This is a genomic window from Sinanaerobacter sp. ZZT-01 (assembly GCF_035621135.1).
In the GTDB taxonomy this organism is placed as follows: Bacteria; Bacillota; Clostridia; order Peptostreptococcales; family Anaerovoracaceae; genus IOR16.
The window spans coordinates 1,327,293-1,346,325 of the sequence record NZ_CP141728.1 but is presented as its reverse complement, the minus strand read 5'-3'; the positions used below and the strand labels follow the sequence as shown (position 1 = coordinate 1,346,325).

Annotated in this window: 20 protein-coding genes; 19 read left to right on the top strand and 1 reads right to left on the bottom strand. The window is 32.9% G+C overall.

Going from position 1 to position 19,033, the window contains the following annotated elements; all coding sequences use genetic code 11:
* The first annotated feature begins 41 nt into the window (after positions 1-41).
* The 17 genes from dnaA to U5921_RS06460 all read left to right on the top strand — a co-directional run bounded on the left by dnaA (position 42) and on the right by U5921_RS06460 (position 16,234).
* A complete protein-coding gene (gene dnaA, locus U5921_RS06540; protein ID WP_324825657.1) occupies positions 42-1,379 on the top strand; it encodes a chromosomal replication initiator protein DnaA in 1,338 nt (445 codons plus the stop codon).
* 161 nt (positions 1,380-1,540) lie between these two features.
* Complete coding sequence (gene dnaN / locus U5921_RS06535) at positions 1,541-2,650, top strand: DNA polymerase III subunit beta (RefSeq protein WP_324825656.1); 1,110 nt, start codon at positions 1,541-1,543, stop codon at positions 2,648-2,650.
* Between the two features lie 11 nt (positions 2,651-2,661).
* On the top strand, positions 2,662-3,780 hold the full coding sequence (recF, locus tag U5921_RS06530) for a DNA replication/repair protein RecF (protein ID WP_324825655.1): 1,119 nt from the start codon (positions 2,662-2,664) through the stop codon (positions 3,778-3,780).
* Between the two features lie 117 nt (positions 3,781-3,897).
* On the top strand, positions 3,898-4,032 hold the full coding sequence (rpmH, locus tag U5921_RS06525; RefSeq protein WP_206460147.1) for a 50S ribosomal protein L34: 135 nt from the start codon (positions 3,898-3,900) through the stop codon (positions 4,030-4,032).
* 57 nt (positions 4,033-4,089) lie between these two features.
* A complete protein-coding gene (gene rnpA / locus U5921_RS06520) occupies positions 4,090-4,434 on the top strand; it encodes a ribonuclease P protein component (RefSeq protein WP_324825654.1) in 345 nt (114 codons plus the stop codon).
* A gap of 5 nt (positions 4,435-4,439) precedes the next feature.
* The gene (gene yidD / locus U5921_RS06515) at positions 4,440-4,655 is read left to right on the top strand and encodes a membrane protein insertion efficiency factor YidD (protein ID WP_324825653.1); all 216 of its coding nucleotides are present in this window, start codon (positions 4,440-4,442) and stop codon (positions 4,653-4,655) included.
* A gap of 47 nt (positions 4,656-4,702) precedes the next feature.
* Positions 4,703-5,416 (top strand): YidC/Oxa1 family membrane protein insertase, encoded by a 714-nt coding sequence (locus tag U5921_RS06510; protein WP_417765046.1) that lies wholly within the window; start codon positions 4,703-4,705, stop codon positions 5,414-5,416.
* A gap of 15 nt (positions 5,417-5,431) precedes the next feature.
* A complete protein-coding gene (jag, locus tag U5921_RS06505; protein ID WP_324825651.1) occupies positions 5,432-6,247 on the top strand; it encodes an RNA-binding cell elongation regulator Jag/EloR in 816 nt (271 codons plus the stop codon).
* 59 nt (positions 6,248-6,306) lie between these two features.
* Positions 6,307-7,692, top strand: a complete 1,386-nt coding sequence (gene mnmE / locus U5921_RS06500) for a tRNA uridine-5-carboxymethylaminomethyl(34) synthesis GTPase MnmE (protein ID WP_324825650.1) — start codon at positions 6,307-6,309, stop codon at positions 7,690-7,692.
* Positions 7,693-7,705: 13 nt separating this feature from the next.
* Complete coding sequence (gene mnmG, locus U5921_RS06495; protein ID WP_324825649.1) at positions 7,706-9,583, top strand: tRNA uridine-5-carboxymethylaminomethyl(34) synthesis enzyme MnmG; 1,878 nt, start codon at positions 7,706-7,708, stop codon at positions 9,581-9,583.
* A 3-nt stretch (positions 9,584-9,586) separates the two neighbouring features.
* Positions 9,587-10,297, top strand: a complete 711-nt coding sequence (rsmG, locus tag U5921_RS06490; protein ID WP_324825648.1) for a 16S rRNA (guanine(527)-N(7))-methyltransferase RsmG — start codon at positions 9,587-9,589, stop codon at positions 10,295-10,297.
* Between the two features lie 106 nt (positions 10,298-10,403).
* On the top strand, positions 10,404-11,213 hold the full coding sequence (locus U5921_RS06485; protein WP_324825647.1) for a ParB/RepB/Spo0J family partition protein: 810 nt from the start codon (positions 10,404-10,406) through the stop codon (positions 11,211-11,213).
* Positions 11,214-11,675: 462 nt separating this feature from the next.
* Entirely contained in the window at positions 11,676-12,446 is a 771-nt protein-coding gene (locus U5921_RS06480) for an AAA family ATPase (RefSeq protein WP_324825646.1), read from the top strand.
* 2 nt (positions 12,447-12,448) lie between these two features.
* Positions 12,449-13,342, top strand: a complete 894-nt coding sequence (locus tag U5921_RS06475) for a ParB/RepB/Spo0J family partition protein (RefSeq protein ID WP_324825645.1) — start codon at positions 12,449-12,451, stop codon at positions 13,340-13,342.
* Positions 13,343-13,469: 127 nt separating this feature from the next.
* The gene (locus U5921_RS06470) at positions 13,470-14,627 is read left to right on the top strand and encodes an aminotransferase class V-fold PLP-dependent enzyme (RefSeq protein WP_324825644.1); all 1,158 of its coding nucleotides are present in this window, start codon (positions 13,470-13,472) and stop codon (positions 14,625-14,627) included.
* Positions 14,628-14,679: 52 nt separating this feature from the next.
* Positions 14,680-15,147, top strand: a complete 468-nt coding sequence (gene aroQ / locus U5921_RS06465; RefSeq protein ID WP_324825643.1) for a type II 3-dehydroquinate dehydratase — start codon at positions 14,680-14,682, stop codon at positions 15,145-15,147.
* Positions 15,134-16,234, top strand: a complete 1,101-nt coding sequence (locus U5921_RS06460; RefSeq protein ID WP_324825642.1) for a SpoIIE family protein phosphatase — start codon at positions 15,134-15,136, stop codon at positions 16,232-16,234. The genes aroQ and U5921_RS06460 overlap by 14 nt, the downstream gene beginning before the upstream one ends.
* Here the strand turns inward: U5921_RS06460 and U5921_RS06455 are convergent.
* Complete coding sequence (locus U5921_RS06455; RefSeq protein WP_324825641.1) at positions 16,229-16,774, bottom strand: ribonuclease HI; 546 nt, start codon at positions 16,772-16,774, stop codon at positions 16,229-16,231. The two genes, U5921_RS06460 and U5921_RS06455, sit on opposite strands and share 6 nt — an antisense overlap.
* Before the next feature lie 190 nt (positions 16,775-16,964).
* Between U5921_RS06455 and U5921_RS06450 the strand changes: the two genes are divergently transcribed.
* Both U5921_RS06450 and yycH read left to right on the top strand, forming a co-directional pair.
* A complete protein-coding gene (locus tag U5921_RS06450) occupies positions 16,965-17,501 on the top strand; it encodes a hypothetical protein (protein WP_324825640.1) in 537 nt (178 codons plus the stop codon).
* A 12-nt stretch (positions 17,502-17,513) separates the two neighbouring features.
* On the top strand, positions 17,514-19,028 hold the full coding sequence (gene yycH / locus U5921_RS06445; RefSeq protein ID WP_324825639.1) for a two-component system activity regulator YycH: 1,515 nt from the start codon (positions 17,514-17,516) through the stop codon (positions 19,026-19,028).
* The last annotated feature ends 5 nt before the right edge of the window (positions 19,029-19,033 follow it).

Here is a 19,033-nt window from a genome sequence, read left to right as displayed (position 1 = left end):
AAAGATTATCAATATACTTATTTTTTTAGAATGGAGTACCAATGAATAATATAAAAATACTCTGGGAAAAAACTCTGGAGCTTCTTCAACCTGAATTAACGCCCGTCAGCTTTGATACATGGATTTCTCCTCTATCCCCGATTAATGTCGATGATAAAGAGGGAATTTTATATCTATCGCTTTATAGTGATTTTTCAAAATCGATTCTAGAGGGACGTTACAAGCCAGTTATTGAAAATGCAGTAAAGCAGGCCTTTGGAAAAAATTTAAAGGTTTCATTTATTTCTCCAGAGGAAGCTCAGGTAACACAAAACAACAGTGGTGCTTTGGGACATGCTTTTACCGATGAACTCTATTTAAACCCCAAATACATATTCAACACCTTTGTCATTGGAAATAACAATCGGTTTGCACATGCAGCTTCTCTAGCTGTTGCAGAACAGCCGGCTAAAGCGTATAACCCCTTGTTCATCTATGGCGGAGCCGGACTTGGAAAAACACATTTAATGCACGCGATTGGACACTATATCTTGCAGCAAAATTCAAAGGTAAGAGTTCTTTATGTTTCCTCTGAGATGTTTACGAATGAATTAATTAAAGCAATCCGAACTGACAAAAATGTGGAGTTTCGAAATAAATATCGCAGTATTGACGTTTTGATGATTGACGATATTCAATTTATTGAGAAAAAAGAACGAACACAGGAAGAAATTTTCCATACGTTTAATACTCTTTACGAAGCAAATAAACAAATTATCATTTCAAGCGACCGGCCTCCGAAAGAAATTGCAACATTAGAGGAACGCTTGCGTTCCCGATTCGAGTGGGGTTTAATCGCAGACATACAAGCCCCGGATTATGAAACGAGAGTTGCTATTTTAATGAAAAAAGCAGAATTGGAAGAAATCGCAATTTCTGATACGCTCTTAGATGTAATTGGTATCATTGCAGAAAAAATTCAATCCAATATACGGGAATTGGAAGGTGCATTTATTCGAGTCATTGCTTATGCAAATTTAACCAATCAAAAAATTACAAAAGAATTGGCTCGAGAAGTGTTGAAGGATGTCTTTTCTTCCAAAAACACAGAAATAACTCCTTTTACTATTAAACAAAACGTTTGCAAACACTTTGACATCAAAGAATCTGACATGACATCCTCTAAAAGATCACGAAACATTTCCTTCCCAAGACAAATCGCAATGTATTTATGCAGAACGCTCACGGATCTATCCTTACCTAAAATAGGAGAGGAATTTGGAAATCGAGATCATACAACCGTTTTACATGCTTACGAAAAAATTTCAGCTTCCATCGTTGAAAATGAAGATTTGAAAAACGTAATCGCTTCATTAGAATCACAAATAAAAGAAATTTAATCCACAGGTACAAAATTTTCAAAGACAATTTTATCCTCTTTATGCACATTGTTTTTCACAGGGAGGATTGTGACGTTTACTTATCCACAGAAGTTATCCACAAATCCACAGGCCCTATTACTACTGTTACTAACTTTTATTTATAAGAAGGAGGCATTCTCATGCACTTTACTTGTACACAACAAACTTTATCAAAAGCTTTGAATACTGTTTCAAAAGCTGTTACTACTCGTACAACTCTTCCAATCCTAAAAGGTATCCTTTTAGAAACAACTGGGGATAACCAATTGAGACTTTCAGCTTCAGATTTGGATCTAAGTATTGAAAAAACAATCACTGTTTCCGTCTCTGAACCAGGTGCAATTGTTGTATCGGCCAGATTATTCAGTGATATTATTAGAAAATTACCAAATGACACAATCGAAATTCATCAAATGGAAAATAATCAAATTCTCATTCGCTGCATGTCTTCCGAATTTACAATTGTCGGCTTACCTGCTGATGAATTTCCTAATATTGGAATTGTACTAGAACAACAGTCATTGTTTATTGAAAAAGAGATTTTAAAAGAATTGATAAAAAAGACTTCATTTGCTGCCAGCATTGATGAATCAAAGGGGATCATTGTAGGTGTTTTAATGGATATTTCCTTAGAGCAGATAACGATGGTTGCACTAGACGGCTTCCGAATGGCTGTAAATAGGGAAAAGATGGACAATAAACAAGAACAAAGACTAGTCATCGCTGCTCGTATTTTAAATGAAATTAACAAAATTATGATGGATTCCGAAGAAGAGACGATTTCAATGATATTAGATGAAAAAAAAGCTGTTATTACAATGCAGGACACTAGAATTGTATTGCGCCTCTTAGAAGGGGAATTTATTAAGTATAATGATATTTTACCTAAAAATTACAATTGTAGAGTTATTCTTAATAGAAGTGATTTTTTAGAAAGTATAGAAAGAGCTTCTTTATTAGCAAAAGAAGGAAAAAATAATTTGGTTAAATTTTCTATAGAAGGCGAGAGCATGGAAATTACTTCTCGTTCAGAAGAAGGAACAGTTAGAGAAACAGTTATGATTGAAAAATTAGGTGATAATCTAGAAATCGGATTTAATTCAAAATATGTTTTAGATGTTTTAAAAGTAGTTACAGATGAGCAGATCATTTTACAATTTAATAGCAGTATAAGTCCTTGTGTTATAAAACCAGTTGAAGGAAATGCTTTTGAATATTTGGTTCTGCCTGTAAGAATTGCAACTAATTAAGGTAGAACGCGATGTACCTCAATAAAATTGAATTGCATAATTTTCGGAATTATTCAACACAAGATGTTGTATTTCATCCGAAAGTAAATATCATTACCGGAAATAATGCACAAGGAAAAACAAATTTATTAGAATCTATCTATATTATGAGTCTTGGAAAATCATTTAGAACGAGCAGAGATGCAGAGATGATAGGATTTAATCAAACATATTGTTCTGCAAAAAGTACAACTGTAAAAAATGGAGAAAAACTAGAAATTGAGATACGCTATGCAGAGAAACAAAAACAAATTAAAATTGATGGAGTGGCAATTCAAAAAAACATTGATTTACTTGAACATGTTTATACAGTAATTTTTTCTCCGGAAGATTTAAAGATTGTAAAAGGAGAGCCGGAAAAAAGAAGGAGATTTATTGACCGAGAATTATGTCAGCTAAGGCCGGTTTATTATAAAAATCTAGGAAAATACAAAAAAATAGTGCAGCATCGTAATACTTTATTAAAAATGCAAGAAATAGATCAGCAGGTGTTGGATGTTTGGAATGAAGAATTAGTAGAATATGGATCTAAAATTATCATAGAAAGAAAGAAATTTATAGACAAACTAAATGGAATCAGTAAAGAACTGCACTCCAAGATTACGAATGAAAAAGAAAATTTACAAATTAATTATGAGACTAACTTACAATTTGGGTCGGATATCAAAGAGCAGAAACAATATTTTTTAGATGCGCTTAAGAGAAATTTAAAAAAAGATATTTTTCATAGAAGTACAAGCATAGGGCCTCATAAGGATGATTTAAAAATTAGCGTTGACGAGATAGATATTCGAAAGTTTGGTTCACAAGGTCAGCAAAGGACAGCTGCACTTTCTTTAAAACTTGCAGAACTATCTTTAATAAAAGAAGAGACAAATGAAAATGCAATATTGCTTTTAGACGATGTGTTATCTGAATTAGATGGAGAAAGGCAGACTTTTCTATTAAATAGGCTGAATGAAACACAGATTTTTATAACGACTACAGAAATCGGAAAAACATTATTGAAAAATATGCCGGATGGATTTATTTTCGAAGTAAATAATGGAACGGTAAAGAAGCTACAAAATACTATAAAAACATTGACATAGCAGGGGTTTAAATGTATAATAACTAGGCAATTGTGTCATTATATGATGAAGTAAGACTACATATTGTAGTTTGTAAAATTGTATTGCACAAATTACAGATATAAGGAGGTGTAGAAAATGAAACAGACTTTTCAACCTAAGGTTAGACAGAGAAAAAGAGAGCATGGATTCAGAAAGAGAATGAGTACAAAGAACGGTAGAAATGTGTTAAAAAGAAGAAGAGCAAGAGGAAGAAAATCTTTAACAGCATAGAGACCGCAATATGTGGTCTTTTTGTTTCGTTTTTTTGCAAAAGGATTGGAAAATAAAATGCTAAAACCGAATGTTTTAAGAAATAAAAAGGATTTTTCTGCCCTTTATAATAAAGGTAGATCTGTTGGTGATAGATATGTTGTCCTTTTTTTTAAAAAAAATGGAAAAGCTTATAACAGAACTGCCTTTTTAGCTAGCAAAAAAGTAGGAAAAAGTGTCATTAGAAATCGAGCCAGAAGGTTAATGAAAGAAAGCTATCGATCGATTGAAAAAGATTTAGCTATAGGCTATGATATTATTTTTATAGCCAGAAAAACAATTTTAAATTTGAAATATGCGGATGTGAAAAAATCTATGGAAGCCGCAATAAAAAGATCTGGTTTAAGGAAGAAATTAAAGTAAGGTGAATGGACTTGAAAAAAATAATCATATTTTTTATTCGAAGTTATCAGAAATATATTTCACCATTATTTCCGGCTACATGTCGGTTTTACCCTACGTGTTCAGAATATTTTATTCAAGCAGTGCAAAAGTATGGAGCATGGAAGGGTAGTTATCTTGGTATAATACGGATTTTGAAGTGTCATCCTTTTCATGATGGAGGATATGATCCTTTAAAATAAACAAATAGGAAAAAAAATTTATGCATTTTGCATAAATTTAGGAGGTAATGAATACAGTGACAAAATTTATAGCAATACCTTTGGGATCATTATTGTATTTTTTGTATAGTTTCATTGATAATTATGCTATCACATTAATCGTATTCACTGTAATTGTGCGGCTATGTCTGTTCCCTTTGTATGCAAATCAAATTAAACATACATCTAAAATGCAGGATTTACAACCAAAAATGACTGCAATACAAAAAAAATATGCAAATGATAAAGAAATGATGAACCAAAAAATGCAGGAGCTTTATCAGGAAGAAAAATTTAATCCTATGCTTGGATGTCTTCCAATGCTGATTCAATTTCCGATTATTATTGGCTTATTTGCACTTTTGAGAAATCCAATTGCTTATATTGATAATTCAAGCATGATTATGGCAGTTCATGAATCTTTTTTGTGGATTCCAGATTTAAGTCAGCCAGATAGCTGGATTTTACCGATTGCTGCAGGTATTACTACTTATTTTTCTATGTCACTTTCGCAGTCACAATCGCAGATGACAGCAGAGAACCCTGCAAATCCTATGATGAAAATGATGAAATATTTCTTTCCTGTTATGATTGTGTGGATGGGTCGCTCTTTCCCTGCCGGCTTAGCTATTTATTGGTTTCTCGGTAATTTGATTCAAGTATTCCAAACAATTATACTAAATAAATTAAAGAAAAAAGCAAAAGCACAAAAGGATGCTTCAAAGAAAAAGGGAAAGAAATAAATGGAGGAATAAACGATGGATTATTCAGAAAAATGGGGAACCACGATAGAAGAAGCTGTTAAATTGGCGTTAATCGATTTAAAGCTTACGAAAGAAGAGGTAAAGGTTACCGTATTAGAGGAGCCTACGAAAGGATTTTTTGGAATCGGATCAAAACTTGCTAAGGTTCGTGTCGAAAAAATGATTGAAGAAAAACCATCAAAAAAAATAGTTGAAGAAAAAATATCAGAAAAATCATTAAAGAAAATAGTTGGAGAAAAAATATCAGAAAAACCTGTAGTAAAAAAGCAAGAAGTAGTTCATAAGGAAGAAAAAATGGGCGCACCAAAAGCTTCGAGAAAAGAAGAAACGCTCGTAATTCGGGAACGGCCTTCTGACCTTGTCGAAGTACAGGAGCATGCTGCGGTTACATTTTTAAAAGAAGTAACTGAAAAGATGGGTTTGGACCTTTCTATTAAAGGATATAAAAATGAAGGAAATGTTTATGTTGATATAGAGGGAAAGGATTCGGGAACCATTATAGGAAAAAGGGGTCAAACTTTAGATGCGATCCAATATTTGACTAGCTTGATTGTGAATAGAGATAAAGAAAAATATATTCGTGTTGTAGTAGATGCGGAAAATTATAGGCAAAAGAGAGAAAAGACGTTGGAACAACTTGCAAATCGTCTGGGAGATAAAGTTCTTCATTCTAAGAAAAGTGTTCGTCTTGAGCCTATGAACCCTTATGAAAGAAAAGTGATACATGCGACTTTACAAAGTAAAGCCGGAATTGTGACAAGAAGTGAGGGAGAAGAGCCTTATAGAAGGGTTATCATTGAATTAAAATAATGTTGTAAAAAAGGCTGTTTCTTCGGAAGCAGCCTTCTATGTAATGAGGAGTAGTAAAAATGGAAGATACCATTGCTGCCATTGCCACAGCCTTTGGAGAAGGTGGCATTGGAATCATTCGGATGAGCGGTGAAAAATCAAAAGATATTCTAAATCAGATTTTTATTCCGATTAGTAAAAAAAATTCAGAACAACATCAAATCGTTAATCGTAGATTGACATATGGCATTGTAATAGATCCTCAAACAAATCAAACGATTGATGAAGTTATGGCTGTTTTTATGAAAGCACCTTATACTTATACAATGGAGGATATAGCAGAAATTCATTGTCATGGAAGCAGCATTTCATTACAGAAGACATTAGCTTTAGTGCTTCGTTTTGGTGCTCGATTAGCCGAAAAAGGTGAATTCACGAAGAGAGCTTTTTTAAATGGAAGACTGGACTTATCACAGGCAGAGGCTGTAATCGATTTAATAAAAGCAAAGACAGATAAAAGCTTTCAGGTCGCTCTTTCTCAAATGGAGGGAGAATTATCGAGTAAAATAAAAGAAATACGTTCTGATCTTATGGATATTTTGGTGCAGATTGCGGTAAATTTAGATTATCCGGACGAAGATATTGAAGTACTAACTTATAAAAAACAGGAAGAAAGTTTATTGTTAATTGGCGATAAAATTGATAAACTATTATCATTAGCTGATACAGGGAGAATGTTAAGAGATGGTATTGCTGTCACGATTATAGGCAAACCTAATGTCGGCAAGTCTTCATTAATGAATGCCTTTTTAAGAGAATCCCGTGCTATTGTGACAGAAATACCTGGGACAACAAGGGATATTATTGAAGAATCAATGAGCGTTAGAGGGATACCGATTCGCCTTACTGATACAGCAGGGATTCATGAGACGGATGATATTATAGAAAAAATAGGAATTGAGAAGAGTAAACAATCCTTTAATCAGGCAGATCTTATTATTTTTATGCTAGATGCAAGTCAGCCTCTTATGAAAGAAGATTTAGAGATTGCAAATTATATTGGAGAAAGAAAAACCATTGTATTAATTAACAAGACTGATTTAGAAATAAGCCTTTGTGAGAAAGAAATAAAAAGGACATTACCTGGAGCTGTTATTTTGTATACTTCGATGAAGAATGAAACCGGATTAAATGAGCTGGAAGAAGAAATAGAAAAAATGGTTTACGGTGGTGATCTAGTTCAAAAAAACAGCATGATGGTTACAAATGTGCGCCATAAAGAGCTGCTTTTACAAGCAAAACAGTCTATTAACGATGCATTGAAAATGATAAAAAAAATGGAAGCGATGGATTTTATTGAAGTCGATATAAAAAGAGCATGGGAGTTACTAGGAGAAATGATCGGCGAAACGGTATCGGAAGACATCATAAATGAAGTGTTTTCTCGTTTTTGTCTTGGAAAATAGAGGATTATAACTTATGAATTATTATGTGATGAATGAATATGATGTAATTGTTGTTGGAGCAGGACATGCAGGATGTGAAGCTGGTTTGGCCTGTGCTCGTATGGGAAAAAAAACCTTAATGCTTTCCATTAATTTAGAGGCGGTTGCGATGATGGCTTGTAATCCGTCTATCGGTGGCAGTGGAAAAGGACATTTGGTAAGAGAGATTGATGCACTTGGCGGGCAGATGGGCATTAATATTGACAAAACTTTTATCCAGAGTAAAATGTTGAATACCGCTAAGGGTCCTGCTGTTCATTCTCTGCGTGCACAAGCGGATAAGGCACGTTATCATGAAGAGATGAAAAAGTCGATTGAAAAAGAAGAAAATCTACATTTAAAGCAGGGTGAGGTCATCGATCTAATCGTTGAAGAAAATCAAGTAAGAGGTGTTATTTTAAAAACAGGTTCTGCTTATAAAGCCAAGGCCGTTATTTTAGCGACAGGAACCTTTTTAAAAGGAAAAATATTCATTGGCGAATGGATTTATGAAAGTGGGCCAAATGGACTCGCACCTTCTACTGAATTAGGTGATAATTTAAGAAAATATGGTCTTGCTATGAGAAGATTTAAAACAGGAACTCCGGCGAGAGCACTAGCAAAAAGTATGCATTTTGAGAAAATGCAGGAGCAAAAAGGTGATGATGAAATAGTCCCATTTTCTTTCATGAATGATAAACTGGAGAAAGAACAGGTTTCTTGCTGGCTTACTTATACGAATGAAGAAACACATAAAGTAATTCGAGAGAATTTTTTAAGGTCTGCACTTTTTGGAGGAAAAATAGAAGGAGTAGGACCTCGCTATTGTCCTTCAATCGAAGATAAAATAAACCGTTTTAAAGATAAAGAGAGACATCAGTTATTTATTGAACCAGAAGGACTTTATACCGATGAAATGTATATTCAAGGGATGTCATCAAGCTTACCTGAAGATGTGCAGGAAGCTTTTTATAAGACGATACCAGGATTAGAAAATTTGGAAATCGTTCGTCCTGCTTACGCAATTGAATATGATTGCATTGATCCTTTGGATCTTCAAATTAATTTAGAGCATCGTCGAATTAAAAATTTATTTTGTGCTGGTCAGTTTAATGGAAGTTCCGGTTATGAAGAAGCTGCAGCACAGGGGTTAATTGCCGGAATTAATGCGGTTTTAAAAATTATGGAAAAAAATCCGTTTATCCTAAATAGATCCGAGGCTTATATTGGCGTTCTAATCGACGATCTCATAACAAAAGGTACTAATGAACCTTATCGAATTATGACGTCTAGAGCGGAATATAGGCTGCTTCTGAGACAAGACAATGCAGATTTGCGTTTAACACAGCGTGGTTATGATGTCGGATTGATTTCAGAAGAAAGATATCATAAATTTTTAAAGACAAAACAAGATGCAGAAAATGAAAAAGAGCGGCTTCGAACTGTTGAAGTTATACCAAGTGAGGTTAATTGGTTCTTAGAGAAATATAACAGTGCTCCATTACAGAATCGTATTTCATTAGCCGAACTTCTGAAAAGACCGGAATTGACTTATGACCTGCTTGCTGAGATAGATTCAGCTCGCCCGAAATTGTCAAAACATTCCATAACACAATTAGAAGTACAAATAAAATATGATGGATATATTGTGAAGCAGTTGCAGCAAGTAGAGCGTTTTAAAAAGCTGGAAACAAAAAAATTATCACCTGATTTTGATTATTCTAAGTTGGATGGTTTGCGAATTGAAGCACAGCAGAAATTAAATCAAATGAAACCGCTTTCTGTTGGACAAGCTTCTAGAATTTCAGGTGTATCGCCGGCAGATATTAATGTATTATTAATTCACCTTGAGAAGATGAGGAGAAAAAAATAGAATATGGAAAAATTAGAAAAAACCTTATCCGAATTAGAAATACCTTATAATCAACATTCACTGGACTGTTTGATTCAATATATGAATAAGATTTTAGAATGGAATGAGCATGTGAATCTTACTGCAATATGTGATAAAAATGAATTTATACTTAAACATTATATTGATTCTGTAATGATCTGCGCATACGAACCATGGAATGATTCAAGCCGAATCATTGATGTTGGAACAGGAGCTGGTTTTCCTGGTATTCCCCTGGCAATTCTGCATCCTCATAAAGAATTTGTGTTAATGGATTCACTTGGAAAGCGAATTAAGATTTTAAAGCAGATCACAGATGAATTACGAATTTCCAATGTTGAATTGATTCATGCAAGAGCGGAAGAGCTAGCTAGAAAAGAAGATTACAGAGAAAGTTTTGATTTATGCGTATCAAGAGCAGTTGCTAACTTATCTGTACTTTCAGAATATTGTATTCCGTTTGTGAAAATAGGAGGTTACTTTTCACCATATAAAACTTTGAGCGTATCTGAAGAAATCTTGCAGGCAAAGAAAGCAATTAAGATTTTAGGTGGAGTTTTAGAAGAAAAAAAGCCGCTGCAAATCAGTGATGTGAATCTGGAACATCAGATTTTATGGATTAAAAAACAAAGCAGTACGGCAGCAAAATATCCGAGAAAAGCGGGAACACCCGCTAAAGAACCCTTGAAATGACGATTTCAAGGGTTTTTTGTTGACCGAAAGGTCATTCCCTTTGGACAAGCTAATTGGTATTATAAAGGTAGTTAAATTTCGTTTTGAAAAGCAGGGGGGGAAGAAAATGTTTAGTTTAAAGAAAGGAACGCAAATTGATTTACCTGTCGATTGGATTTGTACAAACCCGGATCAACCAAGAAAGGTATTTGAGGATAAGGAATTGGAAGAACTTCGAGATTCTATTGCGGAGTTTGGTGTCTTACAGCCGATTCTTGTAAAAAAAGATAGAGAAGGTAAATATTTTTTAATTGCAGGAGAGAGACGGCTTCGTGCTTCGATTATGGCAGGATTAAAAAAAATACCTGCTGTGGTAAAGGATGCAGATGAAAAAGACGTTGCATTAATTGCATTGATTGAGAATGTTCAAAGAGAAAATCTTAGTTATATTGAAGAGGCTGCTGCATATAAAAGCTTAATGGAAGAACACGGTTTAACTCAAAGTGAAATTGCTAAAAAGGTTGGGAAACAACAATCAACCATATCGAATAAAATTAGACTTTTGGTATTACCGGTAGATATTCAAATTTTATTGGCAAAAAATCAGCTTACAGAACGACACGCAAGAGCGTTATTAAAGATAGATGACGATCAGCTCAGAATTCAGTTGCTTCAAAAGATTATAGATCATAACCTTAATGTGAAACAAAGCGAAAAACTAATTGATGATTTTTTAAATAAAACAGAAGAAGAAAGTCGTAAAACAGATAAATTAAAGTTTATAAATTATAAAATATATATCAATACTATTAAAAAGGCTTTTTTCTCTATTAGTGATGTGGAAAAAGATGCAAAGTATTATCAAGAAGACAGGGGAGATCATTTTGAAGTTCGAATTATTATACCTAAAAATGAATATCAGCGTAAACATGCCTGATTTTTAAAAATAAATTATGTTTGATAAGTGCAGCTAAATAGAGCTGATTATTAAAAAGATCTATTTAGCTGTGACTTTAATTTAATCATATTATTTTATTAGAAATAATAATATGGCGTAAAATTATAATATCATATGTATAATTTATATAAGGGCATTTTCATTTATATAAAACTTTTTAATATTGTTTCACGTGAAACAATATTTTGTTTTTTTACTCTAGATTAAAAAAAATGTATAAAAAAGATATGTTTCACGTGAAACATTAAAATAAAATTACATCTAATAAGCTAAATTACGTAATAAATATAGGCATAAAACAGAAAGTGAATTAATTTATAATGAAATATAAAAAAACAGCTTATTATTTAATGAAATAGTAAAAAGATATGGTTAAATAAATAGTGCTAGTATATAATGAATAGGTAAAACAGAACTAGACAGAGTAGCGGGGTGAATAATTTGGGAAAAGCAATCGCAATTTTTAATCAAAAAGGCGGAGTAGGAAAGACAACTACAAATATAAATTTAGCGGCATGTCTTGCATTAAAAGGAAAAAAGGTCTTAGTTTTAGATATTGATCCTCAAGGAAATACAACCAGCGGTATGGGAATAACGAAAAAAGGCTTGGAAAGAACAAGCTATGAAGTGATGATTAATGAAAAATTAGAACCTGTTGATGCTATTTTAAATACAGGTATTGAAAATTTAGATATTATTCCAGCAAGTGTTGCTTTAGCAGGAGCAGAAATTGAATTAGTTCAATTAGAAGGAAGAGAAAAAAGACTAAAAAAAGCGCTTGATAAAATTAAATCAAGATATGATTACATTTTTATTGACTGCCCGCCATCTTTAGGACTTTTAACAATTAATTCGCTTACGGCTGTAGACAGTGTTTTAATTCCAATTCAATGTGAATTTTACGCATTAGAAGGTGTTAGTCAGTTAATGAGTACGATTGAGCTTGTTAAAAAAAGTTTAAATAAGGATCTGGAAATTCAAGGTGTAATTTTAAGCATGTTTGATGGAAGAACGAATTTATCTATTCAAGTTGTAGAAGAAGTAAAAAAATATTTTAAAGAAAAAGTTTATACAACTGTTATTCCAAGGAATGTAAGATTGGCAGAGGCGCCTAGTTTTGGATTGCCAATTACTGTTTATGATCCAAAATCAAAAGGTGCAGAAGCATATTTAGACTTTGCTGACGAATTTTTGGAATTGGAGGATGAATAACAATGGCAGCTCCGAAAAAAAAAGGATTAGGAAGAGGTTTAGAGTCATTATTTAGTGGTGTAGAGATAAATGCAGAAGATTTAAAAAAAGAAGAGGAATTCGATAAAGAAGATGGTATCATATTTATTGATATCAATGAGATGAAACCTAATACAAATCAACCACGAAAAAGCTTTAATGATGAAAAGATAGAAGAATTAGCAAAATCAATTGAAATGCACGGAATTATTCAGCCAATTATGGTAAGAGATTCAAGAAATGGATATGAGATTGTTGCAGGTGAAAGAAGATGGAGAGCTGCAAGAAGGGCAGGATTAAAGAAAGTACCTTGCCTGATTCGAGAACTAGACGAACAGCAGAATATGTTGATTGCTATTATAGAAAATATGCAGCGTGAGGATTTGAATCCAATTGAAGAAGCATTAGCTTTAGAAGAAATGATAAAAACACATGGACTAACGCAAGAAGAAGTTTCAAGGAGCATTGGGAAGAGCAGGCCTTATATTGCAAATTCACTTAGATTATTAAAACTTCCTGAGAAAGTCAGGGGGTACGTTCTAGAAGGTAATTTGACAAATGGACATGCTAGAGCAATTGCTGGTATGAAAGATGAAGAAAAACAAATAGAAACTGCTGATAAAGCTGTTTCTGAAGGATGGTCTGTAAGGGAAATAGAGCGTTTTACAAATGGTGAATCAGAAGAAGTAAAAAAACGTCCTAAGGCCAGGCCAAGAGAGAAGAAGAGAGAAATTAAAGAAATTGAAAATCAACTGAAAGATATTTTAGGAACTAAAGTAACAGTCGATTATAATATAAAAAAAGGTAAAATTGAAATTGAATATTATAGCAGAGAGGAATTAGAACGTTTGTACGAGTTATTATTGACATTAAAATAAATAAAAAGAAGATGTTTCACGTGAAACATCTTCTTTTTATTTATATACAGTAAAAAAATCATTATAAGAACAAATGGACAATGAAATTCATAAACTGATAAATCAATAGATATAAGAAGGTGAATTTATGATATATTTAGATAATGCGGCAACTACATTTCCAAAACCTGAAGTATCTCTTCGTGCCATAAATCAGTGTATGAGTAAATATTGTGGGAATCCGGGGCGCTCTGGCCATGCAATGTCAATGAAGACGGGAGAAGAGGTATACAAAGTAAGAAAAGAAATACAAGAATTATTCCAAATTGAAGATTCTTCCCATATTATATTTACAAGCAATGCAACAGATTCATTAAATTTAGCAATAAAAGGAAGCTTAAAATCAGGTGACCATGTAATAACAACTTCAATGGAGCATAATTCTGTATTACGTCCGTTAAAATCAATGGAAAAAGAAGGAGTACAAATCAGCATCATATATGGGAATCGGGAAGGAAAAATTAATCCAGAAGTAATAAAAAAAGAAATCAAGGAAAATACAAAAATGATTGCTTGTACGCACGCATCCAATGTTACAGGTACTATTATGCCGATTAAAGAAATCGGTAAAATTGCAAAAGAAAATAAATTGATTTTTCTTGTTGATGCATCACAAAGCGCCGGATGTGTTCCAATAAACGTAAAAACAATGAATATTGATTTATTAGCTATGCCAGGTCATAAAGGATTATTAGGCCCTTTAGGAACCGGTATTCTTTATGTCGACCCTAAAATAAAGTTAAAACATCTGAAAGAAGGTGGAACCGGTACAAATTCTAGAGATGTAAGACAGCCATATGATTATCCTGAAGGATATGAATCTGGAACGATTAATGCACCTGGAATCATAGGGCTGGGACGTTCTGTTTCCTTTGTAAAAAAGATTGGAATTGAGAAAATTGGTAATTATGAGGAAAAATTGATTCTAATTCTTCATCAAGAGCTTGATAGGAATAAAAATATTGTGATTTATGGCCCTAAAAATGTGAAAGATAAAGTGGGCATTTTTACGTTTAACATTAAAGGGATGGAGTGCGAACAGGTTGCGCAAGAATTAAATGATAAATATAATATTGCGGTAAGAGCGGGATTTCATTGTGCAGGATTAGCTCATAAAACAATCGATACGCTTGAAATTGGAGCGGTAAGAGTGAGCGTAGGACCATTTAACCAGGTGAAAGATATGAAATATGCAGCACAAGCGATAAAAGAAATGTGCAGAAACAATGCAAGATTAAACTTGTAAGGTGAATGAGTTTTTCATATAATGGAGTAAAGTGAACAAATGGAGAAAATACATGAAGATACAAGTGATTAACGGACCGAATTTAAATATGTTAGGAAAAAGGGAACCGAAGTTGTACGGAAAATTGACATTAACAGAAATTAACCGTGTTCTGATGGAAGAAGGAAAAAAAAATAATGTAGAACTTTTATTTTTTCAATCCAATCATGAAGGTGCTATTGTAGATTGCATTCATGATTGTAATGAATATGCAGATGCGATCATTATTAATCCAGCTGCCTATACGCATTATAGTATAGCTATCCGTGATGCGATTGCTTCAATTTCTGTTCCAGTTGTTGAGGTGCATCTGACGAAAATTGATGAGAGAGAAGAATTTCGAAAAATTTCAGTTACGAAGGATGTTTGTAAGGCACAATTTTATGGAAAGGGAATTGGTTCCTATTTAGAAGCTATCTCCTATTTTATAAAACAGCAAAATACATTGAAAAAAAAGGAGAATACAGATGATAAGAAATAATGGCAGCTTAATGTATGATGTGATTGAAAAGATGGACTCTATGGTGAGAGTTTTAGATCATCACAATAATATCATATATATGAATCAAAAAATGAGAAGAGTATTTGGTGAAGGAACCGGGAAAAAATGTTATGAAATGCTATGCAAAGATGGGATTTGTGAAAAATGTATTTCAAAAGATTGTTTGAAATCTGGGAAATCAATCATAAAAAATGAAATAGTAGGAGAAAAAAAATACAGAGTGGTTGCATCACCCGTTAAAATGGATTCAAAAGAAAATTATTCTATAGAAATCTTTCAAGACATCACAGAACAGAGCCGAATTGAAGCAGAAAATTTAAAGCATTATAATAAGCTTCGCGAAGATTTGAAATTTGCAAGACAGGTTCAATCGAGAACGTTACCGATTGACGATGTGTATTGGGATTCACTTTCAGTGGCATCTTATTATTATCCCAGCGAAGATTTAGGAGGTGACATTTTTGATATCGTAAAAATTAACGAATCAAAAAGTCTATTCTACATAGCTGATGTGTCAGGACATGGTATTCGATCTTCTCTTCTGACTATTTTTCTGCGTCAAATCATTCGAGGCTTAAAAGCAGAAGCCGGCGACCTTCATTTACTTTTAGATGAAATACTGGAAAATTATAATGAATTAAACGTTAAAAATGAACAGTATATTTCCATCTTAGCCGGCGTATATGAAAAAGAAAAAAAGGAAATAACCTTTATCAATGCCGGACATAACTGTCTGCCTATTTTATTAAAAAAAGATGGTGAAATTGATAAAATTACAATAGCAGGAATGCCAATTTGCGGATTATTAAAGAAATCAAATCATGAGACAGTGAAAATTTCGGTAGAAAAGGGTGATCGCATTCTCTTATATACAGATGGAATAACAGAAGCATATAATGATGAAATTAAAAAATCCTTCAATTATGAAGGATTAAAATGCATATTAAATAAGTATAAGAAAGAAACCGGGCCGACTTTAGTGAAAACGATTATTAACAGTGTAATTGGATTTGTGGGAGATCATCCTCGAGACGATATGGCTGTATTAATTACTGAAATTCTATAGGCGAAAAGGTTCCATACCTAAATTTGCCAATGTATCGGCTCGGTTATTCTTTTCCGTAATATATAAAAAATCTTGATAGGTAAAGGAATCTCCGTTCCACTCTTTAAATTTTTCAAAGAGTGCATTGAAATTAACCGTCTTACTTGCTAAGTTCACGTGCCCCTTTACACGATAAAATTGAATGGTATGTTTTTCGACTAAATTTAACAAAGCTTCCCAAAGATCTTTGTTTTCAACAGGTGTTTTTTTAGAAGTTTTCCAATTGTTTTTTTTCCAATTTAAATACCATTTTTCTCGAAAGCAATTCATAAGATAGGAACTATCTGAAAAAACAGAAATAGCCTGCCCTTCTTTTTTTAAAGAGGACAAGGCGTTGATAAGAGCCATCATTTCCATGCGGTTATTGGTAGTATTTGCTTCTCCACCGTACAGTTCTTTCATGTGTTCTCCGTATTCAAGAATGGCTCCCCAACCGCCTATGTTAGTTTCGTTTTGATTTCCGGAACATGCACCATCGGTATAAATATTTATTTTTTTCATTCTTTATCTCCCATTATAATTTCTTTTGTAAAGCGATTTTAAACACGGCGTAACACGTTTGTAATATAGGTATTATATACTATTTGTTGTAGCATAGCAAAAATATCTTCTTTATGATAATTTTTATGATTGATTATAGAAGATTTTATTTTTTATAAATAAGAATAACGAAAGGAAAGGGGAAGACAAGATGAAAAATATAATAATGATTTTTATTGTTATTTTCACATTGTTCAGCACAACAATTTTAGCAAGTGCTGCGTCTGATCCGGCAGTCGTGATAGTTAGTCCTGTTCACAAAAGTGAAATTAATGCAAATAGTCTTCTGATTTCTGTAAAAGTTACACAACCTAAAACGATAAAAGTAAAAGTATTTGAAGAAAAGCAAAAAGTGAACGATGAATTAAAACCTATCTTAGCTGCTGATTGGAAAAAGGCTGATGGAAAAATAAAATCTCAACCGGTAGAATTTGTTCCATCTGAGGATTTTGTTTGCAACAATACATTAAGTTTTTATACGAAACAATTGAATGAAGTAAAGGCGGGAACTTATCGGGTTCAAGTGGATACAATCAATAGTGAAGGAAAAGCGGTGAATACTTCTTATAGCTTGATTATTGTATCGGATAAAGAGGATAAAGAATCAGCTAAGGTTTTTGAAACTTCACAATCAGGAACATTACAGTTCCTTCAAAATGTACTAAAGAGTATTTTTGGAGATGAATAAAGGCGAATAATTATGAAAAAGCCATTTCTTATCAATATTGAAAAAATAAAAGATATCATATTAGTAGTATTGTTTTTTATAACAATACTACTAATATATTTTTTTTGGAGAAATAATTCCTTTGATATTGTTTTCCAATTGCCAAGCGATCCGATTACGTCGACAATGAATTATAATACACCACCTCCATCCATATCTCAGCTGATACAGCCGGAGGAGATTTCTGTTTGCTTTGGGAGCAGTGGTACATATACAAAAGTTTCATTGGAGGATAGAAGTAATTTATGGAATTCAGCGATTAATCAATTGAGGCAGTTTGGAAAATCGGAAACAGTTTTTGTAGAAGAAATAACAAAAGAAAAGTACGAAGAGATATTAAATTACCGTTCAATTGAATATCGATTTGCTTATGATATTCCTTTTTCTGAATTTTTAAAGTATGAGGATATAAAAAAATACCAGAGCTTAGAAGGAATTTTCGGTATGGGCTCCTTGGCTTATTTTGATGGCAGTAAAGAAAGCATTGTTATACATCAATATAAGGATGATAAATATTATCGTCTTGCTTCCAACAATAAAGAATTTAGTACATTTTCAGATATGATTGATGAGATTGAGTCTTCTGACTATATTACATATTATCCGAGCAATATTATTTTTGGTCTAAAGACAAATAGCAATACCTTAATTCCGTTGAGCATTCAGTCAAATTTACAACCATTTCCATATCAATTAGAGAATAAACATAACAAGGAGAAACTAAAGGAGTTATCTGCGTCATTTTTCGGAGAAAGTTATGATTTTGTTCGTAAAATGGTAGACAGCAAAGGAGCTGTTATCAATATGTATGGTTATGGGCAAAAAGTATTTACAATGAATACAGACGGCAGTTTTGAGTATAAAGAAGAAGAAAATGAAAGCAGTGGTACCTCTTTAGGATTTTATGAAGCGTTGGAAACTGCGGTAAAATTTGTAGCAAATCGTGGTGGATGGCAGTCTTTAAATGGAGCAGAGCTTACTCCTTATTTAAAAGATGTTATCGTTACAGAAAAAGATAAAAATAAAACCTATGAATTTTCATTCGGAATGTTACTGAATGGCCATAAAATATATTATCAAGAGGGAGAACCGCTATTTGTTGAAATAAAAGGAAGCCAGGTAATTCGTTATAAGCGGAATATGATAGATTTTGATAACAGCATGATGAATAATTTAAAAAATGCCGTTTATCAGGAAGTGTTTCCTGCGGTAAATGTCCCTGCCGGTGCAAATTATATCTATTTAAAAAATTTGTTAGAGAGTCAAGCAGCAGCGGAAAAAGTGGAAGAAAAAAATTCTCATTTAAAAGAAATGACTTTTGAACAGATTGCAAAAGAGATTGAAGGAATGGAAGTCGGGTATATAAGAACAATGAACGAAGAAGATGAATTTATATTGAGGCCTGCTTGGATTATTGAAATGAAGAAGATGGATGCATATTTTGATTTATATAATCAAGCAGAGCCGATTGGTTACAGCATAAAATAGGAGGT